The sequence below is a fragment of the Vulcanisaeta moutnovskia 768-28 genome (assembly GCF_000190315.1).
In the GTDB taxonomy this organism is placed as follows: domain Archaea; phylum Thermoproteota; class Thermoprotei; order Thermoproteales; family Thermocladiaceae; genus Vulcanisaeta; species Vulcanisaeta moutnovskia.
Genome location: NC_015151.1, coordinates 1,379,043 through 1,402,272, shown reverse-complemented (window position 1 = coordinate 1,402,272; position 23,230 = coordinate 1,379,043). Strand labels below are relative to the sequence as shown.

The following is a 23,230-nucleotide window of genomic DNA, read 5'->3' as shown; positions in this document are numbered from 1 at the left end:
ATTTATATTCCCTATATATTAATAAATATTTACCGAACGAGAATAAGTACTAACGAACAATATATACATAAAGCTTTTAAATCCTATCAAACAATCCCTATTGGTGGATTCCATGCCCCAATGGACATAAGGAAACCGGGCCTGGGCGCATACATAACTGCTACGTACCCAAATAAAGAAACGTTCCTAAATGCTGTAAAATGCCTATCAGGGGTTTCAGACTTCCTCGAAATAGGAATACCAACACAAAATCCTAAGTACGATGGTCCAGTGATCAGAAAGACGCACTTCGGCTCTGAGCTTAAGGGCCTAGATGCCATTAGGGTGACTAAGTATGGTGATGTACCAACAATACTCATGGGTTATATTGATGATTACGTGAACAATCTAGGACTTGTTACTGAAACAGCCAGTGAAGTTGGAGCATCCTCAGTATTATTCCCAGACCTATTATTTGAGCACCTGGATATGCTTGAGAATTACATAAATGCCATGAGGGAATACTCACTAAGACCTACCTTCTTCATATCGAGTAATACACCATACACGTTAGTGGGTACTCTTATTAAGTACGAGCCACTATTCATATACCTAGGTCTCTACGCAGCTACGGGCATAAAACTACCACTTTATATTGAGAGGAATGTTAGGGAGGTCAGGAAGCTTGTTGACAATATCACGTTAATCGCCGGTTTCGCCATAAATACCCCAGAAATGGTTAAGCTGGTAATCAGCGCTGGCGCTGATGCCGTGGTTGTCGGTACGGCACTTGTGGATAAACTAAACGATCAAAGGGCATGTGTAGAATTCATGACAAGACTCAGGGGTGGTTTGCCATGATGATCCCCCATTACTGGTATAATATAAATGTGGATCTGCCAAAGCCATTACCACCACCCATTGATCCCTACGAAGTTGACTCCAGAATCGCATTGCTCATGAGGATACTACCCAGTGAGTTGATTGATCAGGAATTCACGCCACTTAGGTATGTGCCAATACCCGATGAGGTTAGGGAGCTCTACGAAAGGATGGGTAGACCAACACCGTTCAGGAGGGCCTATGGGCTAGAGAGGGCCTTGGGTAATGGTGTTAAGATTTACTATAAGTTTGAGGGTGCATTGCCAGCGGGCTCTCATAAGTTAAATACGGCAATACCCCAGGTTTATTATGCGATAAAGGATGGTGCTAAGGAGGTTGTTACAGAGACTGGCGCTGGTCAGTGGGGTCTCGCAGTGTCATTGGCAGCGGCATTACTAAGTGTTAAGGCTACCGTGTTCATGACGAAGAATTCATACCTCAACAAGGCACAGAGGGTTCTTTTCATGAGGACTTACGGTGCCGATGTTTATCCAAGCCCAAGCGAATTAACGAGTTTTGGTAGGGAGGCACTTAAGACCAAGCCTGATCACCCTGGTAGCCTAGGACTTGCGATTACCGAGGCCATTGAGTTCACACTAATGGGTGAGGGTAGGAAGTACATACCAGGCAGTGTATTGGGCTTCGTAGTCCTTCACCAAACAGTCATCGGGCAGGAGGTGCTACAGCAAATGCCCGAGGAGCCGAACCTAGTGATTGGTTGTGTTGGAGGTGGTAGTAACTTCAGTGGTTTCTCATTCCCAATGATAGGCGCTAAGTTGAGAAATGAGGGTTTTGAGAAGACGAGGTTCCTCGCCGTTGAATCCAGGGTAGCACCAAAGTTAACCAGCGGTAGGTACATGTATGATTTCCCAGATACTGGGGGTTTATTACCGATGGTTAAGATGCTCACCTTGGGTCATGACTACGTACCACCACCAACCCATGCAGCTGGGCTTAGGTACCATGGTGCTGCACCAAGTCTCTCAATGCTTGTTAAGGAGGGCGTTGTGGAGGCCAGGGCTTATGGTCAGGAGGAGGTTATGGAGGCGGCCAGGATATTCGCGAGGACCGAGGGTATAATACCTGCCCCAGAGTCTGCGCATGCGATAAAGGCTGCGATTGACGAGGCGAAGAGAATGCCAAAGGGATCCGTCATATTCTTCAATTTATCGGGTCATGGTCTACTGGACGTTGATGCCTACAGCAATACTAGGTGAGGTGTCATGAGGGACATACTTGAGAAGATAGCGAGGGGGTTTGCATTGAGTGTTGATGAGGCTTATGACACCGCCAGGGGCATGTTGACGAACATTGACGAGGCGCTATCCGCGGCAGTGCTCATGGGACTTAGAGTGAGGGGTGAAGCATCAAGTGAAATCGCAGGTTTTGCGAGAGCACTGAGGGATTACTGCATGAAAATACCAGTGAGTGAAAGGGGTAAGTACGTGGATACTGCTGGTACTGGTGGTGATGGCTTCGGCACACTCAATGCATCAACGGCAGCAGCATTAATTGCGGCTTACCTGGGCGCCCACGTGATTAAGCATGGTAATAGGAGTGTATCCTCAACATCAGGCAGCGCCGATTTTCTAGAGGCCTTGGGCTTCAATATAAACCTGCCACCTAATAAGGCGGCCGAGATGGCCACTAGGTATCGCTTCACCTTTGCCTTCGCACCTGCCTATCACCCAGCCATGAAGAATGTAATGCCGGTTAGGAAGAAGTTGGGTATAAGGACAATATTTAACTTGGTCGGTCCATTGGCAAACCCCGCATTACTAACTAGGCAATTAATTGGTGTGGCTGAGGCCGCGCTCATGGATAGGATGGCCGAGGCAGCATTAATGCTTGGTTATGAGCATGCCGTGCTAATACATGGAGAACCCGGTATTGATGAGGTCTCGGTTTTCGGAAGAACAGAAGTGGCGGAGGTCAGGGGAGGGAGGATTGATAAGTACTTCATTGAGCCCAGGGACCTAGGGTTAAGAACTCATGATATAAGGGATGTCAGGGTTTCAAGCCCATTGGAGAGCGTTGAGAAGACGAGACGCGCAGTTTCAAGTGGGGATAGGGCGGCCAGGGACTTCATAATCGCAAACACCGCATTCACACTTTACATTGCAGGCGTTGTTAAGGATATTAGGGATGGTGTTGAGTACGTAGAGACCAACCTAAATGATGGGTTCTGGGACTATGTTAATGAGTTAGCTAGGGTGAGCAAATCATGACACTACTAAAGATTTGCGGAGTTACAAGTCAGAGGGACGCTGTGATGGCTAGTAAGTATGCTGATTATGTTGGTGTGATCGTACATTCAAGCGTGCCAACACATAGGCTGGTTGATCGCGGTAGGGCTAGGGAAATAATTAATGCAGTTAGGGGTGTTAGGACAGTGGGTGTTGTTGAGGGATTAGACGTGGCTAGTGCGATTAAGTTGGTTGGTGAACTTGGTTTTGATGTTGTTCAATATCATGGAGATACAACCGTAATAGACGAAGCCATTGACCTACTTAATCAACATGGTATTAGGTTAGCCCTGGCAATGGCATATGCAGGTGATGATTTTATCATTGAGAAAGCCCTCGATATAGCCCCCAGGAATTATATTGAGTATGTGCTCATAGATGCGCCTAAGGTTGGGTTTAGGACATATGAGCATGGGCTTAAGATACCACTTAATGTGATTAAGAGGGTTGGTGGTATACCCAAGGTTGGCGTTGCCGGTGGTATAAACCCAAGTAATGCACCCATTGTGGTTAGTTACAAGCCCTATCTGGTGGATGTGAGTTCTGGTGTTGAGAAAAGCCCTGGAGTTAAGGATAAGGTGCTGGTGAGGAGGATTGCGGAGGTGATTAAGGGTGTCAAGTATTAGGAAGGTACCAATTCAATACCTGCCAAGGCCTAGGGAGTTAATCAATCAATTACTTAAATCTGGTGAGGATTTCGCAATACTCCTTGAGAGTGGGCCAGGCTTTCCCGAGAGGTCTAGGTATACGATAGTTGCCTGGGGTGTATCGAGGCATTTAGTGGTTGATTGGGATGGTGATCTATACGGGGAATTGAAGGATTTAACAAGGAAGCTCGGTAAATTTGAGAACGGTGATATCGCCCTTGGCTACCTCTCGTACGAGGCGGTGATCCACATGGAACCATACCTAAGGAATTACCTGAGGAGACCGCAATGGCCTATTGCCGAGTTCTTTATACCAAGCAACGTAGTCATTTATGATAACCTCCTGGGTAGGGGTTACGTTAGGGGTGAATTACCGAGTAAGGACATTATGGATGTGGGTAATTTCGAGGTTATTGGTAGGGTTGGGGGTACTGGAAAGGAGGATTTCATTAGGTGGGTCGAGAATTCACTTGAGGATATAAGGAATGGTGAGGTTTTCCAAATAGTCCTGTCCAGGTATGGAGACTACTCCGTGAAGGGTGACATAATGGATCTGTACATGAGACTTGCGGATTTAAACCCATCACCCTACATGTACATTGCCAAGTTCAGTGATAAGTACATAGTGGGTACAAGCCCCGAGTTATTGGTTAAGGTTGATGGTGATAGGGCTGAGACGTATCCAATAGCTGGAACAAGGCCTAGGGGTAAGGATCCGATTGATGATTTAAGGCTTGAAGAGGAGTTGATTAATAGTATTAAGGATAGGGCTGAGCACGTGATGCTAGTTGACCTGGCAAGAAACGACATAGGTAGGGTGTGTAGGTTCGGTACTGTTAGGGTCAAGGAGTTATACGCAATTGAGAAGTACCAAAGCGTGCAGCACCTCGTCTCCAGGGTTGAGGGTATACTGGAACGTGGTAATGACATTGTCGATGCCCTATTCGCAACCTTTCCCGCGGGTACCGTTAGTGGCGCGCCAAAGCCGAGGGCAATGGAACTAATTGCGAAGTATGAGGATACAGCTCGGGGTCCATATGCTGGGGTCATAGGGCTCATGCATGGTTATGGCGGTGAATTTGCAATAATGATCAGGACATTATTCCTTCTGAATAATATAGTGAGGATACAGGCGGGGGCTGGTATTGTGTATGACTCAGTTCCAGAGCTTGAGTTTCAGGAGACTGAACATAAACTGGGCAGTTTGAAGATTGCCATGGGGGTGGTTTAATGGACTTAGTAATTATCATAGATAATTATGACTCCTTTACCTACAACATAGCCCAGTACGTGGGTGAGCTTGGGACCAAGCCGCTGGTTTTTAGGAATGATGAGGTTACAGTTAGGATTATTGAGAGACTTAGGCCAAGCGGTATCATAATATCACCGGGCCCCGGTAACCCACTTAATCCTAGGGATGTCGGTGTCTCCAGAGATGTAATCCAGTACTTCAGGGGTAGAGTGCCCATATTGGGTATTTGCCTTGGTCATCAATTAATCGGTGTTGCCTTCGGGGCTAGGATTAGGAGGGCTAGGACTATTAAGCATGGTAAGACTAGCATAATTAGGCTCATTAAGCCCTCACTAATATTTCAGGGGCTTCCTGAGAAAATAGAGGGCATGAGGTATCATAGTCTCGTCATTGATGATGTGCCCAGCGAATTAATAATTACTGCCGTTTCAGAGGATGATAACGAGGTCATGGCAATACAGCATAGAGAATACCCGATATTTGGTGTTCAATTCCACCCAGAGAGTATTGGTACACCAATGGGTAAGGAGATACTGAAGAACTTCCTCTCCCTGGGCTAATTACCATGATGATGGTCAGTATTTCGAGATTATAATTCGAGGTAAATAATCCTTAAGGGGTATGCCGATTAACTTAGATAATAGAATCAGCGAATACTGAATGAGGTCTAGGGATTATTCCTAGGGTAAATAAAGACTAAATACTTAAAAACAATGAGCTATCTAATCTAATTAGTGCTTGGCACTGATTTTATAATTAAGGTTATAGTGATAAGCGCCTCGGGAGCTTTAGCACCCGGGCCATTAACGGCTTCAGCGGCTAGCCTTGGCGCCCGTATGGGTTGGAAGGCTGGTCTTAATGAAGCTATTGGGCATATGACGGTAGAGTTGCCACTGGTCCTAGCCATAGCGTATGGGCTCCATTACGTATTCCAAATACCCATTGTTAGTGCGGTGTTTGGTATTATTGGCGGGGCCTTCCTACTATTCTTCGCCTACCTAACACTTAAGGATGCGTTAAGAGGTAACTTCAATATAAGTGATGTGCCGAAGTATGGCTCAGCAATAATTGCCGGTGCCGCATTATCATTATTCAATCCCTACTTCATTGCATGGTGGATCGGTGTTGGTACACCCCTAATAATGGAGGCTTTTCAATCAATGTTTCTAATTGGAATAGTAATACTGTATGTATCCCATGTGTGGCTTGACTATGCATGGTTAACTTTAATGGCGTCCCTTGGTTCAGTCAGTAGGTTGAAGGTTTCGGTATACAGGGTATTATTAATAGTGCTTGCCCTAGCAATAGTCTATTTTGGAATATCAATGATAATATCCCTAGCTAAATCCCTATAATACCAAAATAATATTTGGCATTATCACACTAACTTCACCATTATTTTGATTATCAGTTCTGGTCATTGGTAGTATACCACGTGTTTTGGAGAGTCATGTGGAAAATAATTAGTGGTTTCAAAATTAATAGTTTTCATAAGTCCGCTTCATTATCTTGACTTCCTTTATCAATTCCTCTTTGTTGTCTTTATCGAAAGCCTTTTATTTAGGGATTGAACTTAGTAATTAAGATGCCAAGTCCCAAACCTGTTGATGGGCTTCCCTACAGGACCAAGATCTACGTCAATAACCAGGTTTTACTCCCTGCAAGGCTCATTAGGGCCTTGGGCATTGACTGGGTTAGGTATGCCGATATAACAATTAGGCATAATGGTGAAGTGATTACGTTGAGGAAGGCCCTCCTCCTTAGGACTAGGCATACCGCATCTAGGCAATTCACAATACCCAGGGAAGTAAGGGAGAAGTATGGTGTAATGCCGTTGGATGAAGTAGAGATACTCGATATAAGGCCCTTAAGGATTAAGGAGGTTAGTACTGAGCAGGTAATTAATGGAAGGATTAGGGAATAACTACTTTAAACTAAATTAATAGGAATATAGCGCCTAATGCGGCAATGCGTTCTCCAGGGTCTTCATTACCGTGTTATTCATATACTCCTCATTTAGGTAGGTCAATTTACCGTGAAGTATTGTCGCGACTACGGCAATATCAACCTCAAAACCCTTAAACGGCGAGAACTTAGCCCTAGACCTAAACTTCTCGGGCTCTATCCTATGCCTAGCCTTTGTATTTATTATTGCTAGGTCAGCGCATGAGCCTTGCCTAATCCCTATATTAAGTCCAAGGAACTTGGCCGGCCTCTCCTGAATGGCTCTCATTACTGTGCCTAGGTCCGTGAATCCACGACGCCACAGCGTAAGTAATAATGGTGCCGTTGTTTCAAGACCAACAATACCCGGTGGTGCCTCATCATAGGGCTTATCCTTCTCCCAATCCGCATGTGGTGCGTGATCACTAGCCACAATGGGTATTTCACCCCTAACGAACATTGCCAGTAACTCCCTCCTCGTTGGCTCATCCCTAAGCGGTGGATTAACCTTGCAATAGGCAGGTTTCTCAGCCCGGGCAAGGCACTCCTCCTGACTCAGGAGCATGTGGTGTGGGGTTACATCGAAGGTTATGTCGAGACCACTTGACTTAATTATACCTATTGATTGAGGGAGCGTTAGGTGTGTTATGTGGGTCTTCGTACCATACCTATACACCAACCTAATAACATTGTGTATGCAGGCCAATTCAGCCCTCGGATTCCTAATCACATTGTGATGCTCAAAATCCCTAGGCCCACTATACTGATTAATAATTAATGAGTCCTCACAATGCATTATGATTGGTATACCAACCCTAGCAGCCTCCTTAAATAGGGCTTCCAGATATTGATCACCGCCATACTCAGCAACTTCCTCGGGAAGTACCTCACCAATGGCGTAGGCACCATTATCAAGCGCCTCCTTAAGCACCGACAGCTCTTGGGGGGCACCAAAGTAATGCCTAATGTGCATACCAGTCTTTCTATTAAACTCCTCAATCTTCCTCCTCAATAACTCCACCGTCTTTATTGGAGGTTTCGTATTGGGCATGTCACCAACAGCCACATAACCACCGGCCAATGCAGCCTGCGACCCACTAACAGCATCCTCCTTATAGGATAGATCGAAATCCCTGAAGTGCACGTGGATGTCCACAAGGCCAGGAAGCACAATATATTGACTGGGTAATTCCACCCTATTCTCGGTCTCAACTGGTTCATTACCCACGTAGGCTATCTCACTACCAGTAATACCTATGTAGACCTCCTTAACACTACCCCTTACATAAGCCCTGGCCCTAATTAATGTATTAACCCTGGAAGTGCTCATTATGAGCAATTACAAGCCCTTAATTATAAGTTATCCACTGCCCTGCTTATGCATTCAATTTCACTACATCCCTAAAGAACCTTTCATAGCCCATGGACTCAATCATCTTAACAACCTCCTCCCCACCAACGTGAACCACGGAACCCCTAGCCATCACAACGACGCGGGTAGGCTTAACGTAATGAAGTATTTCCGCATGATGCGTGGTGACTAGTATTGCCGTACCCTCCTGGGCAAGCCTAGCTATTGACCTACCTATTATGGCTATACCATCAACATCAAGACCCGAATCAGGCTCATCAAGCATGGCTACCTTAGGCCTGTACATAAGGAGTTGAAGCATCTCAGCCCTCTTAGACTCACCACCACTAAATCCAGCATGCACACCCCTCGTCAAATGCTCAGGCCTTAGACCAAGCTCCGTGGTTAGCTTCGTCATTTCAGCAATGGCCTGCGGTGGCGGTGGATCAGTTATGCGCTTGCCAGCCTTCTTATTTAGCATTGCAGTTATTAAAGTCGATAACCTAACCTCAGGGACGGGAGTGGGGCTCTGCAGGGCAAGCAATACACCCCTCTGAACCCTCTCTTCAGGGTATAGCTTTAGTATTGACTCGCCATCAAGCCTAATATCACCATTGACCACATTATACCTCGGATGACCAGCAATTGTTAGGAAGAGTGTGGTCTTTCCACTACCGTTTGGCCCCATTATGGCAACAACCTCCCCTGACTCAACGGTTAGGTTAACATTATTTAGTATCCTCTTACCATCAACCTCAACACTTAGATCAATCACATCAAGCCTTGCCATTATTGGTCGCGTAACCTCTGTGACACTGATTAAAAACTTTTCGGCAGTGTCTATGTGAACCAATCAATAGAAAGCTTAATAGTTATGTAAAATTATAACGCAATATAGGAGACAATCATGAGTAGGGATGGTGTTAAACTCGAGATCACAAGGACGAACGAACTCTCAAGCATATTGGGCCATGCAAGGCCCATCAAGTGGGAGGTGGAGATTAGGGGTAGGATCACGAGGGATGTCGTTGAGGAAATAAGCAGGGTTAGGGGTGAGCCTGATTGGATGAGGAGGCTTAGGCTTAGGGCCCTTGAAATGTTCGAGAAGCAGCCCTGGCCTAACTGGCTTCCGCTTGAGGGTAACATTGACCTTGAATCTCTCGTTCTCTACGCAAAGCCCAGTGTTGAGAGGGCTAGGTCATGGGATGAATTACCCAGGGAGTTGAGGGAGTATTATGAGACGCTGAGAATACCTGAACTAGAGGCTAAGGTACTGGCTGGGGTTATTGGGCAGGTCGATGGTGGGATCACCTACGAGAGCATTAAGAAGGATCTTGAGAAGGCCGGGGTCATTGCAATGAGCATGGACGAGGCTGTCAAGAGGTATCCAGACCTGGTAAAGCAGTACTTCGCTAGGGTTTTTCCGCCGGAGTATAAGTTCGCGTCGTTAAACATAGCCCTTTGGGGCGGTGGTGTGTTTGTCTACGTGCCGCCTGGTGTCCATGTTAAGATGCCCATTGAACTAGTCATACTAATAAGTAGTGCTGGTGTTGGGCAGTTTGAGCATTCACTAGTTATTGTTGGTGAGGGCGCAAGTGCTGAGTTCATAGTTGCCTGCGCAGCACCAGTATTCACTGGGCTTAGTCTTCATGATGGTATGACCGAGGCATACATACACAGGGGCGCTAGGGTTAGGCTCATAGACCTAAAGAACTGGAGTAAGGATGTTATTTACTTTGGCAATAATAGGGCTATTATTGAGGATAACGCAAGTGTTGATTGGTTGAGTGGTTCCCTGGGTGGTAAGGTAACGATTGTGTACCCAATGAGTGTTCTTAAGGGTGTTAATGCGAGGACGACAATAACAAGTGTTGCCCTTGCTAATGGGCCAACGTGGAAGGAGGAGGGGGCCAAGGTATTCCATAGTGCACCGCACACGTATAGTAAGGTTGTTAGTAAGGGCGTTAGTCTCAACGGCGGTACTTCGGTGTATAGGGGTCTCGTGTATGTTAGGGACGGTGCCAGATACGCTAAGTCCTCTGTCAGTTGTGAATCACTTATTCTGGATGATAATTCCAAGGCTTACACAATACCCCATGAGCAGGTTTTTGAGGAGACGGCAACCGTGACTCACGAGGCCTATACTGGGAGGATTGGTGAGGATAAGTTGTTCTACTTACGTAGTCGTGGCCTTAGTGAGGAAGAGGCCCGTAGCTTAATAGTCCTTGGTTATTTCCATGACGTTATGATTAACCTACCCGTTGAGTACATGTCCATTTTCAATAGGGCCATTGAGCTTGAGCTCTCGAGGATGGGCGGTGTTGGGTAGTTCATTATATTTTATTTCCCGGAACCGGTTTTTAAAGAACCACAGTAGAGGAGTTCGGTGACACTGATGGTTAGTGAATCGACAGAGTCTTTGAAGACCGTTATTGAGAAAAGCTCGGTTGAGGAGTTACTTGGGCCGGAAATGGAGAGGTTGCCCTGGGAGGCCGTCATTAGGGGTAGAATTACTAAGGATATGATTGAGGAAATTAGTAGAATTAAGGGTGAGCCTGATTGGATGAGGAGACTTAGGCTTAGGGCCCTTGAAATGTTCGAGAAGTTGCCAGAGCCTAAGTGGTTGCCTATTAAGGAGGAGATTGACCTGGAGTCCCTGGTACTCTACGCCAAACCCAGTGTGGAGAAGGCTGGGTCTTGGGACGACGTACCCAAGGAGATTAGAAAGTACTATGAGGCCTTAGGCATGCCTGAACTAGAGGCCAGGGTGCTGGCTGGATTACTTGGCCAATTTGATTCTGAGGTTGTTTACCTACATGTAAAGAAGTACCTTGAGGAGAAGGGGGCTGTGGTGACCACAATGGATGAGGCTGTCAAGAGGTATCCTGACCTAGTAAAGCAGTACTTCTCAAGAATATTCCCACCTGGCGAGCACAAGTTCGCGGCATTGCATGTTGCTTTATGGAGTGGCGGTACATTCGTCTATGTACCACCTGGTGTCAAGCTCGACATGCCCATAGAATCCTTCTTCCTAATAGGTAGTTCTGGTGAAGGTCAGTTCGAGCACTCATTAATAATTGCTGATGAGGGCGCAAGTGTTGAGTGGCTTGAGGGTTGCGCAGCTCCCGTTTACAAGGGCTTTAGTTTCCATGATGGTATGGTTGAGGGCTATGCGGCGAGGAATGCCCACCTAAGGATTAACACAATACAGAACTGGAGTAGGAACATTATTAATTTTAATAATAAGAGGGCGTTGGCCATGGAGAACTCGACGGTTGAGTGGGTTGAGGGTAGCCTAGGTAGTAAAGTTAGTTATACGTACCCAAGCACGGTACTCAAGGGTGAGGGTGCCAGGACGAGCATTATAGGCGTTACCATAGCCAATGGGCCATTCTGGAAGGAGAATGGGGCTAAGGCATACCATGATGCACCAAGGACTTCAAGCAAGATTGTTAATAAGAGCGTAAGTATTAATGGAGGCACAGTGGTTTATAGGGGTCTGGTTTATGTTAGGGAGGGCGCTAAGTACACGAGATCCTCAGTATCATGCGACTCATTAATACTTGATGATAAGTCAAGGGCCTACACAATACCCCACGACCAAGTGTTTGAGGATACCGCCACAGTTACCCACGAAGCCTATACAGGAAGAATAAGCGAGGACAAGTTGTTTTACCTACGTAGTCGTGGTTTCGATGAGGGAACCGCCAGGAGCCTGATAGTGCTTGGTTTTATCCAGGACATAACCGTTCGCCTACCCACTGAGTACGCAATGACGCTAAATAGGGTTATTGAACTCGAATTCAGTAAGTTATCTAAGGTAGGATGACTTAAAAGGCTAGGTAAAAACTAGGTGGTCTTGAATGGTTAAGTGGCTTGATGAATTGAAGCTTAGGGCCAGGGAGCTTGCCCAGAAAATACCCTACCAACAAATTAAGGATTCACCATCGATTAAGTACTACACGGACTGGGGCGCCTTTGAGAAGTGTATTGACCCAACCATGGAGATCCACCACGCCCCATTAACCACCAATATACCCTATGAACCCAATATTGTCTCAGTAAACGGTGGCATAGGCATTACGAAGATACCAAGAGGTACCCACGTAATAAGCATTAACGAACTAGGTGAGGAACTAGGTAAATTACTATTTAGGTCAATTGATATTTCCGAATCCAGGGCCATTGCCAGGCACGTTGCCAACCTCGTGGATGGCGCATACGTGGAGATCAATGAGGATTTAAACGAACCTCTCAGAATAGGCATTATAACCTCAACAGAGAAGCCCATGCTATTACCAACACACTACACGGTGCTTGTTAATGATGGTGTCACAGCATCACTAGGCCTATTCACAATTGGTTCTGGGGGTTGCCCATCAACCACGGTCGAGGTCTACCTAGGGAGGGGTTCTAAATTGAATGTATTATTCACAGACATTCATGAGCAAGTCCCTGCATATGCATTGATTAAGGTCATCGCTGGTGAGGAATCATCAATAAACGCCCGCTCATTAATAATGGGAGGCTCAATGAACCACCACAGAGAGGACTACTTACTCCAGGGCAGGAAAAGCAATCTAAACCATCTAGGCCTTGAGATTGGTTATGGAGCCTCAAGGATTGATTACCAAATCAATGCGGTACACACTGGTGAGTATGGAACGAGTTACTCAAGGGTACTGGGGATAGCCAGGGATAAGTCCTTCATAATACATAGGGCTCTGGGCAGGATAATGAATAGCGCAAGGTGGAGTGACACGAGTGTTGAGGGCAAGGTCTTCGTGATGAATGAGGGCGCCTACGCAGCCTCGGTGCCAATAATAATGGTCGATACTGGTGATGTTAATGGGGCTAGGCACAGCGCGGCTGATGCCTCACCAGACGAGGACCAGGTTAATTACCTGAGGCTTAGGGGTATTAGTAAGGATGAGGTTACGGACCTAATAATACATGAGGTTGTCTCTCAATTCATTGAGTCACTACCCAGGGAGTACGCGGTTGATGCTGAGGCCATTAGATCACTAATAATGAGTAAGATAGTGATTAAGGATTAGGTGCGTTACTCACGTATTGCCTCAATACATGCAAAGCCAAATCGCTCTGCCTCACTTAACTTAACGAATTTGGGTTCCTCAAAGTACTCACCAACTCCCCTGGACAGTACGGCAACGACCCTATCACTCACTGAGAACCCAAGGGGCTCCAGGATTCTCTTAATCTCATTAACGGTGTAGAAATGAGCTGCTCGGTAAAACCTATGCCCCTTCCTACCTAATTCCATGTAGTACCTGCCGTGATCACTATCCCTAGGCACAATACAGGTTATTAACCTACCACCTGGTCTGAGTATTCTGTGAACCTCAGTAAGGGTTTTCTTCGGATCATCAAGGAAGCATATGGTCACCACAATAACCGTGTAATCAAAGGATGAATCCCTGAGGGGCATGGACTCACCAACACCAACCACAACATCAATACCCCTATCCCTAGCTAACTCGGCCATTGCAATGGCGGGCTCTAGACCCATTGGTATACCAACCCTACCTGCAAAGAACCCGCTACCAACACCAATCTCAATGCCAAGGCCCTTAGGCACCAGCATTGAGACTGCCTTAACCTCGGACTCTGCCGTATCCACGTGCTTCACGTACCAATTATCGTAATCCCTAGCGTATTTATTGAATATTGGTATTGATGACAGAGCCATCACCCATACGTATCAAGCGTTATTTCAGCAATATCATAACTATACTCGGAGACCCTCCTAATACTCTCCACAATCATCATCAACCTACCACCAATATCAACGTGAAGTCCACTGCCATAAATTGACTTAATAACCTCAAGGCTCTTACTCCTCATGGCAATCCTCCTATCCAGGACCTCCATGGCTTCATCAACATCACCATTTATGAAGGACATAACGGACTTCCTAAGTATATCTACGGAGTTTAGACCAAGTTCAACAACATCCCTCACTATTGGTAAATCACTTAATTTACAACATGATTGATACGCCTCACTAATTATTTGGGCAATCCTCCATGAATGATCACCAGACCTCTCTATCGACTTAGAAACCATTAGTGCATTCACAAGCTCCCTGGAACTATTAACCTCCAATCTAGAGAGTATTGATTGGTCGGTGATGCCCATCATCACCAACCTCTCAATGAGTAGGTATAACCTATCAACCTCATTGTCCCTATCAATTATGTCCCCAGGATCGAGGCTCGAACCACTGAGTATGTCGAGTGAGTCCTTAAACATGCCAAGCACTGTTAATATCATCCTATTTAGCAGCCTCCTAATGGGTACCTCGGGCGCCGGTGTTACGAATCTAAACACCACGTAATTATTATCCTCCTCAATAACCTCAGCACCAGAAATCCTCTCCTTAACTAACTCCTTAACCTCCTCCTTAATACCAATATACTTACCAAGCCTAACCCTAACCTCATCAACACCCCTTAGGTAATGGGTTATTAACTTCCTAAGTACGTACTCAGGATTCTCCCTATCAACCTCAACAACATTGTTAATACCGGAACCACGGGCTAGACGGCCTATGGGTATTACGGCAATGTGATCACCCATAAAACGTAGTAAAACGTGGGAACCAGCACTAATGCCCAGGGCGGAGACCCACTTCTTGGGTATTGTAATGGCTATTGAAGACCTACCCGAAACCACAACCTTCCTAACCTCCTCCTCAACCATCACTCTCAATAATTACAGCCCTGTACTAAGCATAATAAATTTACTTTTCCTCAAAGAAAGAAAAATACCTAGATTTTAGTGATCCTCGACACTAAGGGGTGTATCAGCCCCACGTTGGTGAGCTTGACTTTGACGAGCTACTTGATGATTGTTGGGAGGAACTTGTCGTGGTTGAGTTTGTTGTTGTGCTCTGTGTTGTGGATGATGAAGACGTTGTTGATGGTGTACTTGAACTGTTGGAGCTGGAGGACTGCTGAGGTGGGCTTATGGATGAGGGAGTTGTTGAGGATTGTTGGGTTGAGGATGACGTGTTTGAGCTACTTGATGATGATGCTCCCCAGGTTTGTGTTGATTGGTATTGAGTATGCGCGGTGTTGCTGTTATTGCTCACGGATTTTCCAGTGGGTATGTAGTAACCGTACACGAATATCACAGCGCCTATTATCAGTATCACTATTGATAATGCCAGTATTACCGTATTACCTATAGATCCTGTCTTTTTCCTCATATTACAGATCCATATACCTACTTATTTAAAGGACTATATACTGTAATTAATAATTTATGAAGTATTTTGATAGTTAACAAAACTAGACTAAATTCTGAAAAAGAGTTATATATAAGTATCATGGCTCAATCACGATGGTCGACAACATGGATCTTGGGTTTAGGGTTGGTGGTGGAATACTCTCTATTGCCTGGGCTGGTATACACACTATCCTGGGACTTGACTTAATGCGTATTATGTCCTTAGCAGTTGTTGGTTACTTCTTCCTAATTGATGCCGTATTAAGTATAGTGATTGCCATAGTACTACTTATAGGCTTTAGACTACTCTTCATACCTGCCCTAGCCTTTTGGTGGGCCAATTACCTATTATTAACTGAATCCAGGGTATTCCCTGCACCAGTCCTTGGCTTCCCACTACATACGTATAACCCCTACGTGGTGGTAACGTTCATACTGGACATACTACTGATAATCATCGTGACGGCACTGTGCATACATAGGAGGTAATCACTGGGTTATGTCTACTATAGATCGATTAAAAATACTTGGCTTTGCCGTAGTTAGCACGGCACCGCTTTCACTTGCCACCCTGCACCAGGATCCATTGGTTACGGCAGCCACAGCGTTGTCAGCATCAATGATAGCGGTGACGGTATACGCCCTCGTTAGGAGTCACTGGGATTACCCTGGGCTCTATTATTACGTTAACTCCGTGTCAAGGACCCTAGGGCTCATACAACTCTACAGTTGGCTAATTAGCTACTTCCTCTACGTGGTATACACCGTGGACTACATAGACTATTACGTACTAAACATACCTGATCCAATAGCCAATGCCCTAACCATAGCGCTACCCATCGCCTTCTCGATAATGGTACTCACAGAGACCTCCTACTGGTTCATCCTAGGCCTAGCCCTGTCCCAAGTGGTTCTTTCATTACCAATTCCAACACTCGGTTGGGCCTTCTCGGTAAGCCGCACGGTACCAGCACCACAGACGGCCTTCCTCAATGTCTTATCATCAAGCCTACTGATCGTGTGCATAACCCTAACGCCCTACATTAGGGGCGACTCTAGGTACGCCAGGTATGTGGTTTACGCCTTCGCACTATCCTCGGCACTCATGGTCATGGGCAGCTTCTTCAAACCCTCGCAGTTGGTTGTGGAATTAACGAGCATCAGTGATGCAGGCCTAATACTGGCTGAGTACACGGCACTTTATAACCTGCTGTACCATGGCCTTGGGATTAATAGGGTTAGGGCTATAGTGCCCGCCTTAGTCATAGCCCTAGCAATAATCAGCCTAATTAATTATTCGGGGTTTTACCTAATAACGATATACCCATCGGTGGCCGACCTATACCTAACGCTGTTCATAGTTATGGTGGCATCAATAGGGTATCTGAGGGATTGGTACGTGGTACCGTCAATAATAGCCTCAGGGCTCATGCTCTACGGAGAGTATACGGTGATTTCAGAGGCCCACGGGCTCTACCTATACGAGGTCATTGCGGCTTTGGTAATACCCATAGTCATAGGCCTAGTATTTAGGAGAGTCCGCGGAGGCGTGTTACGTGAGGTAAGCGGTTAAAAGGCTCATTAATTCGCTTATAACTTGGCTATGCTTAGGGTGTTGGTTACCGGGCCGCCGGGTGTTGGTAAGACTACGCTCGTTAGGAGGGTTGCCGACCACGCAAAATCCCTGGGCCTGGAGGTCTACGGCTTCGTGACCACGGAGGTTAGGGAGGGTGGTTCTAGGGTTGGTTTTAGGATAATCGACATAAACAGTGGTAAGGAGGCTTGGCTAGCCCACGTTAGCCTATTCGCCGGCGGGCCTGTGGTTGGTAAGTACAATGTCAATGTTAGGGCCATGGAGGAGGTGGGGATACCGGCCATTAAGGCTGCGAGGCCTGGCTCGTTGGTGGTGGTTGATGAGATTGGTAAGATGGAACTAATGCACAGTGGGTTCCTAAGGGTTCTTGAGGAGGTTGTGGATGGCGTCCACTTCCTAGGTACGATATACATGGCGTATAGGAGTAATAGGTCCGTGGCTTCATTCGTGGATAAGCATGGATTTAGGATTATTGAGTTGACGAGAGTTAATAGGGACCAAGTACTCGATGATTTAACCAGGGGATTAGAGAGGGAAATTAAGCCGAGGCAGTAATTAGGGCGATCATCATCAATAATGAACATTAGTAGGTTTTATCTAATAATACGCGTGGTTGTGACGAAGTATCATGTTGTCTGATTGAAGGATCAATTAAGGACTTAATGATAGATATTCCGTAATTAAACGCCGTATTCACGGACTAGCCTGGCCATGTATCCATCAATAACCTCGTAAATACCTCGCTCAACTTCCCTAACCATGTACATGTTAACCAGGGCCTTTAGGCCCGTGGTGAAGGTCTTATCATCTATTGAATGTCCAATTAGGGATTCAGCAAGCCTCTTAATCTCAATCCACCTGGCCCTACTCAACGTGGCCAACGCCCTATAAGTAACTAGCTCATACCTTCCCAACTTACTGAGTTCATCCTTAATAACCTCCTTGGCAATGCTCCTCAGGGCCTCCATGGCCTCTGGATGGCTCTTACCACTCGACCTGAGGCTTCCGTAGTACGTTAGCCAACCAACAATACCGTCGAATTCATTCACTGCATTCTCAATCTCGATGTCACTAATATTAATGCCACAATTCCTCGAGCTAATTCTCAGGAATTCAATGGATTGTTCCCTGGTGAAGGGCTTAAGCTCAAACCTAATCAATGGTCTACCCAGGGATTCAGGGCTCTTCATTATTAGGCGTGTGGTACCAACGAGAGAACCGCTAAAGATGAACCTAACCCTGGACTCGTTATAAGCCACGGAGAGAAGAGAGGGAAGCTTCGGACTAATTATGTTCTGAATCTCGTCAATACCAATAACAACATCGCCCAACTTCCTGATCAAGCCCTCAATAGTTACCATGGGCCTTCTCTCAATATCTAACTGAAGCATGGCTAGGTTAAGCTTAACCTTAATGTTCAGTCTCTTAACCTCATCAATGAGCCTAAGTCCAAGGCCCTTAAGTCCCGTTATTGTTGATGCATCGATGTAGATACCGCCAAGCTCGTTAATCACGACCCTCATAACTGTGGTCTTACCAACCCTTCTAGGACCAAGGATGACCGGCCAAAAGCTATTATTTAACAAACGCTTAATCTCCTCAATCTCACCATCCCTACCAAACACAAAATCCCTACTAACCTTAGGCCTAGTATCAAAGAAGCCACAGGGAACTGGTGCCATACCAGTTACTGGTGTAACACCAGTTTTTAATCCTTGCCAGGTATATCTACGAGAAATAGAAATAAATACTTAAACAAGGGTCACCTTAACACCGATCTTCTCGGCTACGGCTGCCTGTGCCTTATCGCTGGTTATAAGTTCCATATTTTTCTCCAGGGCTAACACTATGAATATTGCATCATATATAGTAATTCTATGCTTCACAGCGAGTTCGAGGGCTTTCATTAAATATTCTCTCTGATCGATGATCGGTATGGTATCTTCCAGTAGGGTTTTGATGATGGTGAGTGCCGTATCGTAATTCGTCTCACCCCTAATTACCTTCTTCCATAACGCATTAGCCACTTCTTTAATGGCTAAGTCAATAGTTATCACGCCATCCATCATCAACTCCCTAACCCTCTCCCAACCAATTTCACGTGCGAAGTACTTTATGAGAGCTGACGAATCAATGACTCTCACGGTCCTCCCTCACGGACATCACTGAGAAGCCCTCCTCACTCGGTTTAATGTTACTTAGCAGTTCGTCCCACATTGAGATGTACTTCCTAATCTTAACCTTCAGCGCAAGCTCCTCAAGAAATCTCCTAACCTCCTCATTAATGTCAATACCACTCTCCTCAAGCAGTCTCTTAACCTCCTCCCTAACTCTAACACTGATTACTACTGTTCCCATGCAAATAACCCTTGTTCTTAATCGCATACATATTTATAAACATATCTGTCTACAGTACAGTAAACATAGTAAAGCATTAATGCTATTTCTAAAAATTATTTCAACTTATCAATGAATTAAGAAGTACCTCATAATTAAGAATAAAACATACAAGCGTGTATGAGTATATGTATGGTGCTACCCAGGTGGGTTTGGGACTATATTAGAACGATAATGGAGGGTGGTACATACGCTGAATTGAGAGGCTGGTTCAGGGATCCAGTTGCGCCAAGGCACTCAGCTAGGCCAACGGTGTCTGAGGTCTCATCACCATGCCCAACAAAACGCGATGCATACCTAAGGCGTGTTACTAAAATACCCATGGAAGACACGGAGGTCCTAAGGCTTGGCAGGTTAATTCACGAGGTCTTCCTGACACCATTTAGAGAGTCAATACCATTCTCGCAACTCGATACTAAATTCGAAAGCATAATCAATGAGTACGGCGATCTAGGCGTCAGGTATAGGGCCCAGTTATACGAGGTTTATATAAAGGCCGTGACCATGGCCCTCAATGCCCGTGAGGAGGGAATACCAATCAGCGTTGAGCCAGCAATACCGGGGGCACCAATCGGTCTCTCTGACATTGTTAAACCGGACATACTCGTGGGCTTCATACCCGTGGAGTTAGTGACCTCATCACTAACGGAAGAATTAACTAGTAGGAAGGACATAGCCGTTACAGCATATGCACTAGCCATAGAGGCTTGGATAGGCCACCCAGTGGACATAGGCGTAGTACTTCATGTAAGTATTAATGGTAAGCCGAGACTCACCTGGAGGGTCATTAAGATAGATGATACGTTAAGGAGAGCCTTTCTGGACATGAGGGATACTGTAGCAAGAATTATTGAGCACGGTGATGACCCAGGACCAGCAAGCTCCTGCTCAAGGACCTGCCCATTCTATGGTGTCTGCCATGGTTAATGAAGTATACATAACAGATCCAGGAACGAGGATCATGGCCAGGAAGGGTTCAATAGTGATAATGAGTAGGGACGGCAATAAGCAAGTGTTACCGCCGAACGTAGAGGAAATAATCATTGCAACATCCAGAGCCTCAATAACATCAAAGGCAATTAGAATGCTTTCCATGAAGGGCATAAACCTAGTCTTCCTAAATTCATTCGGAGATCCCGTGGCATTAATGCTACCACCAGTAATCAATAAGACCGTAATGATTAGGATTAAGCAATACGAGTTATTCCTAAATAATGAATTAAGGCTTGAACTGGCGCGTAGGTTGATCGCATGCAAGATAGAGAACCAGGCCAGACTCGTTAGATACTTCGCTAAAAGCCGCAGGGAATCCTCATTAAATGATATAGCCTACTCATTGTCATCATTTGCCACGCAACTAATGTCCATAGAAATCAAAAGACTAAACTCAGAGATTATAGAGGGCATTGAGGCACAAGCAGCCAATAAGTACTGGGATGTGGTTGTGTCATTACTACCCACTTGGCTTGGATTTCATGGCAGGAATCCAGAGGGCACGGACTTAATGAACCTAGCCCTGAACTATGGCTATGGAATACTTTACTCAACAATGGAGAGGTACCTAATAATGGCTGGGCTAGATCCATACCTAGGCGTGCTTCATACAATAAAGAGTGGGAAGCCATCGCTTGTCTTTGACATTGTTGAGGTATTCAGGCCCATAGCCGTGGACAAGGCATTAATAATTGAAATAGATAACACAAAACTAAGTATATTTAATGGTTTTTTGGACTACGACTCAAGGAGGGCGATAGCCAGGATAATACTCAACAACCTAAATAGGGATTACATAAACCCGAGAACAAGCAGGAAATCACCACTAACCGAGATAATGAAGCACGAGACTTGGTACCTCGCGTCAATAATTAGGGATGGTAATGTTAAGGATTACGAATGCTTCACCTGGGTGTTTTAAATGTATGTGATAGTCTCATACGACATAAGCGATGATAGGAGGAGGTTCGAAATAATGAGTAGGCTAAAGGCGATGGGCTACGTAAGGGTGCAGAGGAGTCTATACATGGCGAGGGGCGGCAGTGCCCTGGCAAAGGACACGGCAAGGGCATTAACGAGACTCATGGGCAGGGAGTACTCAGTGGTAATTCTCATAATAGACGGACAAACACTAAACAACGCAATAAAACTAGGCACTGCAAACCTAAGCATAATAAGTGAACCGATGGTGATTTGATGGATTATATCCCAATAAGCATGGTGAAGGAATACACCTACTGCCCAAGGCAGGCATACCTAAAGATCATGATCATGAGGGAGCCGCCCACAGAATCCATGAAGTACGCAAAGCAGGTACTAAATACGGAGAAAATAATAAGGATCATAAGAGAACAGGGAATACAGGGAGAGATCAAGCTAGAGGTACCTGTGAAATCCACAAAACTCGGTATAGTAGGCAGGGTAGATGCCGTGGTAATAAACGGAAGTAAGGCAGTAGTAATAGAGACGAAGTTAAACATAGGAAGTAGGAAGAAGCTATACATGAAGTATAACCATGTACTGGCGCAGGCAACGGCATATGCAATGGCTATTGAAGAAACCATGAAAGTTACTGTGGATAAAATACTAATCATAAACCAGGAAAGAGAAGTAACGATCACAATAAGACCAACACCAAGCCTAAGAATATGGATAGAAAGAGCAATACAGGACATGAGAAAACACATACAAAACCAAGAACTACCACCAAAAACAACAAACAAGGCAAAATGCAAAGCCTGCTACTTCAAAGACATATGCCCACCATAAAATACCTCATCAAAACAATAACATTTAATTCAACATCACTTCACCAAAGAAAATAACCCTCCATCCTCTTCAGAAAACATCGTGATATGCCAAACTATCCCTCCAAAGTCTATGTATGTAGCTCTTATCCTTCTATTCTCTTTAGAGAATATCTTATACGTCACGTTAAACCACTGCCAAATCAATGTAGATGCGTATCCTTCTATTCTCTTTAGAGAATATCATGGGCTCGTATACGCTGGCTTATTCCCAAGTAGGAGTGAGGTCATTCCTTCTATTCTCTTTAGAGAATATCCTGTTCGCGCCGGGCTCGCTGTTCTTCTGCTCGAGGATATCGAAGATACTTCTATTCTCTTTAGAGAATATCCGTGCTGAAATGATTGGAAAGCTCGGGCTACGTTGTCCAATATGACTTCTATTCTCTTTAGAGAATATCAAATACATGACTTACTGCTTTGTTTCGACAAGCAGTACTGTAATACTTCTATTCTCTTTAGAGAATATCGGGCGCAAAGCCTATGGTTGGCTTCCCGCACTTTGGGCACGTGAAGTACTTCTATTCTCTTTAGAGAATATCGAGGATCATCGAGGTACCCTACGTATTCAAGCAGAGGGAGAGACTTCTATTCTCTTTAGAGAATATCAGGTCATTGGGATTGACATCGCATTGCTTTATTTTATCTATGTGTCATCAAGACTTCTATTCTCTTTAGAGAATATCGTTCAAGTAGCTCCGCGCCGGTGTTCACGCTTAACATGACGGTTAACTTCTATTCTCTTTAGAGAATATCGAATATGACCGTCATGCACCATCACCGTAATGTTCATGTGCAATGATTCCACTTCTATTCTCTTTAGAGAATATCATTATTGTTTTCATTAATGATGATGGGCTTTTCCTTTGGAATGATTACACTTCTATTC

Annotated in this window: 26 protein-coding genes and 1 CRISPR repeat array (1 of these 27 running past the window's edge); of the genes, 19 read left to right on the top strand and 7 right to left on the bottom strand. The window is 45.3% G+C overall.

Features of this window, described 5'->3' with window-relative positions; all coding sequences use genetic code 11:
* Nucleotides 1-120: 120 nt before the first annotated feature.
* The 8 genes from trpA to VMUT_RS07295 all read left to right on the top strand — a co-directional run bounded on the left by trpA (nt 121) and on the right by VMUT_RS07295 (nt 6,930).
* A complete protein-coding gene (gene trpA, locus VMUT_RS07330; RefSeq protein ID WP_013604789.1) occupies nt 121-840 on the top strand; it encodes a tryptophan synthase subunit alpha in 720 nt (239 codons plus the stop codon).
* Entirely contained in the window at nt 837-2,078 is a 1,242-nt protein-coding gene (locus tag VMUT_RS07325; protein ID WP_013604788.1) for a TrpB-like pyridoxal phosphate-dependent enzyme, read from the top strand. The genes trpA and VMUT_RS07325 overlap by 4 nt, the downstream gene beginning before the upstream one ends.
* A 6-nt stretch (nt 2,079-2,084) precedes the next feature.
* Nucleotides 2,085-3,089 carry an anthranilate phosphoribosyltransferase gene (gene trpD, locus VMUT_RS07320; protein ID WP_013604787.1) on the top strand — a complete coding sequence of 335 codons (1,005 nt, stop codon included), beginning with the start codon at nt 2,085-2,087 and terminating at the stop codon, nt 3,087-3,089.
* Entirely contained in the window at nt 3,086-3,733 is a 648-nt protein-coding gene (locus tag VMUT_RS07315; RefSeq protein WP_013604786.1) for a phosphoribosylanthranilate isomerase, read from the top strand. The genes trpD and VMUT_RS07315 overlap by 4 nt, the downstream gene beginning before the upstream one ends.
* Nucleotides 3,720-4,985, top strand: coding sequence for an anthranilate synthase component I family protein (locus VMUT_RS07310; RefSeq protein WP_013604785.1), 1,266 nt, complete (start codon nt 3,720-3,722; stop codon nt 4,983-4,985). The genes VMUT_RS07315 and VMUT_RS07310 overlap by 14 nt, the downstream gene beginning before the upstream one ends.
* Nucleotides 4,985-5,566 carry an anthranilate synthase component II gene (locus VMUT_RS07305; RefSeq protein WP_013604784.1) on the top strand — a complete coding sequence of 194 codons (582 nt, stop codon included), beginning with the start codon at nt 4,985-4,987 and terminating at the stop codon, nt 5,564-5,566. The genes VMUT_RS07310 and VMUT_RS07305 overlap by 1 nt, the downstream gene beginning before the upstream one ends.
* Before the next feature lie 174 nt (nt 5,567-5,740).
* Nucleotides 5,741-6,361 carry a LysE family transporter gene (locus VMUT_RS07300; protein ID WP_013604783.1) on the top strand — a complete coding sequence of 207 codons (621 nt, stop codon included), beginning with the start codon at nt 5,741-5,743 and terminating at the stop codon, nt 6,359-6,361.
* Nucleotides 6,362-6,591: 230 nt separating this feature from the next.
* Complete coding sequence (locus VMUT_RS07295; RefSeq protein ID WP_048056939.1) at nt 6,592-6,930, top strand: AbrB family transcriptional regulator; 339 nt, start codon at nt 6,592-6,594, stop codon at nt 6,928-6,930.
* A 33-nt stretch (nt 6,931-6,963) separates the two neighbouring features.
* Here the strand turns inward: VMUT_RS07295 and pyrC are convergent, their stop codons facing one another.
* Together pyrC and sufC are read right to left on the bottom strand one after the other, a co-directional pair.
* On the bottom strand, nt 6,964-8,280 hold the full coding sequence (gene pyrC, locus VMUT_RS07290) for a dihydroorotase (protein WP_048056938.1): 1,317 nt from the start codon (nt 8,278-8,280) through the stop codon (nt 6,964-6,966).
* Nucleotides 8,281-8,326: 46 nt separating this feature from the next.
* On the bottom strand, nt 8,327-9,091 hold the full coding sequence (gene sufC, locus VMUT_RS07285) for a Fe-S cluster assembly ATPase SufC (protein ID WP_013604780.1): 765 nt from the start codon (nt 9,089-9,091) through the stop codon (nt 8,327-8,329).
* 117 nt (nt 9,092-9,208) lie between these two features.
* Here sufC and sufB (VMUT_RS07280) point away from each other — a divergent pair, with 117 nt between their 5' ends.
* The 3 genes from sufB (VMUT_RS07280) (at nt 9,209) to VMUT_RS07270 (ending at nt 13,358) form a co-directional block, all read left to right on the top strand.
* Nucleotides 9,209-10,630: a Fe-S cluster assembly protein SufB gene (sufB, locus tag VMUT_RS07280; RefSeq protein WP_013604779.1), complete on the top strand. Its 1,422-nt coding sequence runs from the start codon at nt 9,209-9,211 to the stop codon at nt 10,628-10,630.
* A gap of 66 nt (nt 10,631-10,696) precedes the next feature.
* Nucleotides 10,697-12,130, top strand: a complete 1,434-nt coding sequence (gene sufB / locus VMUT_RS07275) for a Fe-S cluster assembly protein SufB (RefSeq protein WP_013604778.1) — start codon at nt 10,697-10,699, stop codon at nt 12,128-12,130.
* A 34-nt stretch (nt 12,131-12,164) separates the two neighbouring features.
* The gene (locus VMUT_RS07270) at nt 12,165-13,358 is read left to right on the top strand and encodes a SufB/SufD family protein (RefSeq protein WP_013604777.1); all 1,194 of its coding nucleotides are present in this window, start codon (nt 12,165-12,167) and stop codon (nt 13,356-13,358) included.
* Nucleotides 13,359-13,363: 5 nt separating this feature from the next.
* Here the strand turns inward: VMUT_RS07270 and VMUT_RS07265 are convergent, their stop codons facing one another.
* Together VMUT_RS07265 and VMUT_RS07260 are read right to left on the bottom strand one after the other, a co-directional pair.
* Nucleotides 13,364-14,011 (bottom strand): class I SAM-dependent methyltransferase, encoded by a 648-nt coding sequence (locus tag VMUT_RS07265; protein ID WP_048056937.1) that lies wholly within the window; start codon nt 14,009-14,011, stop codon nt 13,364-13,366.
* On the bottom strand, nt 14,011-15,024 hold the full coding sequence (locus VMUT_RS07260; RefSeq protein ID WP_013604775.1) for a phosphate uptake regulator PhoU: 1,014 nt from the start codon (nt 15,022-15,024) through the stop codon (nt 14,011-14,013). Before VMUT_RS07260 ends, VMUT_RS07265 begins: the two co-directional genes overlap by 1 nt.
* Before the next feature lie 98 nt (nt 15,025-15,122).
* Here VMUT_RS07260 and VMUT_RS12825 point away from each other — a divergent pair, with 98 nt between their 5' ends.
* The 4 genes from VMUT_RS12825 (at nt 15,123) to VMUT_RS07245 (ending at nt 17,701) form a co-directional block, all read left to right on the top strand.
* Nucleotides 15,123-15,281, top strand: a complete 159-nt coding sequence (locus tag VMUT_RS12825) for a hypothetical protein (protein ID WP_158304799.1) — start codon at nt 15,123-15,125, stop codon at nt 15,279-15,281.
* 385 nt (nt 15,282-15,666) lie between these two features.
* On the top strand, nt 15,667-16,041 hold the full coding sequence (locus tag VMUT_RS07255; RefSeq protein WP_048056936.1) for a hypothetical protein: 375 nt from the start codon (nt 15,667-15,669) through the stop codon (nt 16,039-16,041).
* A gap of 10 nt (nt 16,042-16,051) precedes the next feature.
* On the top strand, nt 16,052-17,125 hold the full coding sequence (locus VMUT_RS07250; protein ID WP_013604773.1) for a hypothetical protein: 1,074 nt from the start codon (nt 16,052-16,054) through the stop codon (nt 17,123-17,125).
* 30 nt (nt 17,126-17,155) lie between these two features.
* Entirely contained in the window at nt 17,156-17,701 is a 546-nt protein-coding gene (locus VMUT_RS07245) for an NTPase (RefSeq protein ID WP_013604772.1), read from the top strand.
* A 125-nt stretch (nt 17,702-17,826) separates the two neighbouring features.
* On the opposite strand, the gene VMUT_RS07240 is transcribed toward VMUT_RS07245, so the two are convergent.
* The 3 genes from VMUT_RS07240 to vapB form a co-directional block, all read right to left on the bottom strand.
* Nucleotides 17,827-18,828 carry an AAA family ATPase gene (locus VMUT_RS07240; protein ID WP_013604771.1) on the bottom strand — a complete coding sequence of 334 codons (1,002 nt, stop codon included), beginning with the start codon at nt 18,826-18,828 and terminating at the stop codon, nt 17,827-17,829.
* 69 nt (nt 18,829-18,897) lie between these two features.
* A complete protein-coding gene (locus VMUT_RS07235; RefSeq protein ID WP_013604770.1) occupies nt 18,898-19,290 on the bottom strand; it encodes a type II toxin-antitoxin system VapC family toxin in 393 nt (130 codons plus the stop codon).
* Nucleotides 19,277-19,504 (bottom strand): type II toxin-antitoxin system VapB family antitoxin, encoded by a 228-nt coding sequence (gene vapB, locus VMUT_RS07230; RefSeq protein WP_013604769.1) that lies wholly within the window; start codon nt 19,502-19,504, stop codon nt 19,277-19,279. Before vapB ends, VMUT_RS07235 begins: the two co-directional genes overlap by 14 nt.
* A gap of 171 nt (nt 19,505-19,675) precedes the next feature.
* Here vapB and cas4a point away from each other — a divergent pair, with 171 nt between their 5' ends.
* From cas4a to cas4, 4 genes are read left to right on the top strand one after another with little or no spacing between them, the layout of a single operon-like run.
* Complete coding sequence (gene cas4a / locus VMUT_RS07225; RefSeq protein WP_013604768.1) at nt 19,676-20,470, top strand: type I-A CRISPR-associated protein Cas4/Csa1; 795 nt, start codon at nt 19,676-19,678, stop codon at nt 20,468-20,470.
* On the top strand, nt 20,463-21,458 hold the full coding sequence (gene cas1, locus VMUT_RS07220; protein WP_013604767.1) for a CRISPR-associated endonuclease Cas1: 996 nt from the start codon (nt 20,463-20,465) through the stop codon (nt 21,456-21,458). Before cas4a ends, cas1 begins: the two co-directional genes overlap by 8 nt.
* A complete protein-coding gene (cas2, locus tag VMUT_RS07215) occupies nt 21,459-21,734 on the top strand; it encodes a CRISPR-associated endonuclease Cas2 (RefSeq protein ID WP_013604766.1) in 276 nt (91 codons plus the stop codon). It begins immediately after the preceding gene.
* Entirely contained in the window at nt 21,734-22,306 is a 573-nt protein-coding gene (cas4, locus tag VMUT_RS07210) for a CRISPR-associated protein Cas4 (protein WP_013604765.1), read from the top strand. Before cas2 ends, cas4 begins: the two co-directional genes overlap by 1 nt.
* A 128-nt stretch (nt 22,307-22,434) precedes the next feature.
* Nucleotides 22,435-23,230: direct repeats of the CRISPR family, unit length 25 nt; unit sequence ACTTCTATTCTCTTTAGAGAATATC (it continues 1,276 nt past the right edge of the window).

Excerpts from the sequence above, each read along its gene's own strand:
- trpA (WP_013604789.1), top strand. The coding sequence starts at position 121 with ATGGACATAAGGAAACCGGGCCTGGGCGCATACATAACTGCTACGTAC.
- VMUT_RS07325 (WP_013604788.1), top strand. The coding sequence starts at position 837 with ATGATGATCCCCCATTACTGGTATAATATAAATGTGGATCTGCCAAAG.
- trpD (WP_013604787.1), top strand. The coding sequence starts at position 2,085 with ATGAGGGACATACTTGAGAAGATAGCGAGGGGGTTTGCATTGAGTGTT.
- VMUT_RS07315 (WP_013604786.1), top strand. The coding sequence starts at position 3,086 with ATGACACTACTAAAGATTTGCGGAGTTACAAGTCAGAGGGACGCTGTG.
- VMUT_RS07305 (WP_013604784.1), top strand. The coding sequence starts at position 4,985 with ATGGACTTAGTAATTATCATAGATAATTATGACTCCTTTACCTACAAC.
- VMUT_RS07295 (WP_048056939.1), top strand. The coding sequence starts at position 6,592 with ATGCCAAGTCCCAAACCTGTTGATGGGCTTCCCTACAGGACCAAGATC.
- pyrC (WP_048056938.1), bottom strand. The coding sequence starts at position 8,280 with ATGAGCACTTCCAGGGTTAATACATTAATTAGGGCCAGGGCTTATGTA.
- sufC (WP_013604780.1), bottom strand. The coding sequence starts at position 9,091 with ATGGCAAGGCTTGATGTGATTGATCTAAGTGTTGAGGTTGATGGTAAG.
- sufB (WP_013604779.1), top strand. The coding sequence starts at position 9,209 with ATGAGTAGGGATGGTGTTAAACTCGAGATCACAAGGACGAACGAACTC.
- sufB (WP_013604778.1), top strand. The coding sequence starts at position 10,697 with ATGGTTAGTGAATCGACAGAGTCTTTGAAGACCGTTATTGAGAAAAGC.
- VMUT_RS07270 (WP_013604777.1), top strand. The coding sequence starts at position 12,165 with ATGGTTAAGTGGCTTGATGAATTGAAGCTTAGGGCCAGGGAGCTTGCC.
- VMUT_RS07265 (WP_048056937.1), bottom strand. The coding sequence starts at position 14,011 with ATGGCTCTGTCATCAATACCAATATTCAATAAATACGCTAGGGATTAC.
- VMUT_RS07260 (WP_013604775.1), bottom strand. The coding sequence starts at position 15,024 with ATGGTTGAGGAGGAGGTTAGGAAGGTTGTGGTTTCGGGTAGGTCTTCA.
- VMUT_RS07255 (WP_048056936.1), top strand. The coding sequence starts at position 15,667 with ATGGTCGACAACATGGATCTTGGGTTTAGGGTTGGTGGTGGAATACTC.
- VMUT_RS07250 (WP_013604773.1), top strand. The coding sequence starts at position 16,052 with ATGTCTACTATAGATCGATTAAAAATACTTGGCTTTGCCGTAGTTAGC.
- VMUT_RS07245 (WP_013604772.1), top strand. The coding sequence starts at position 17,156 with ATGCTTAGGGTGTTGGTTACCGGGCCGCCGGGTGTTGGTAAGACTACG.
- VMUT_RS07240 (WP_013604771.1), bottom strand. The coding sequence starts at position 18,828 with ATGGCACCAGTTCCCTGTGGCTTCTTTGATACTAGGCCTAAGGTTAGT.
- vapB (WP_013604769.1), bottom strand. The coding sequence starts at position 19,504 with ATGGGAACAGTAGTAATCAGTGTTAGAGTTAGGGAGGAGGTTAAGAGA.
- cas4a (WP_013604768.1), top strand. The coding sequence starts at position 19,676 with ATGGTGCTACCCAGGTGGGTTTGGGACTATATTAGAACGATAATGGAG.
- cas1 (WP_013604767.1), top strand. The coding sequence starts at position 20,463 with ATGGTTAATGAAGTATACATAACAGATCCAGGAACGAGGATCATGGCC.
- cas2 (WP_013604766.1), top strand. The coding sequence starts at position 21,459 with ATGTATGTGATAGTCTCATACGACATAAGCGATGATAGGAGGAGGTTC.
- cas4 (WP_013604765.1), top strand. The coding sequence starts at position 21,734 with ATGGATTATATCCCAATAAGCATGGTGAAGGAATACACCTACTGCCCA.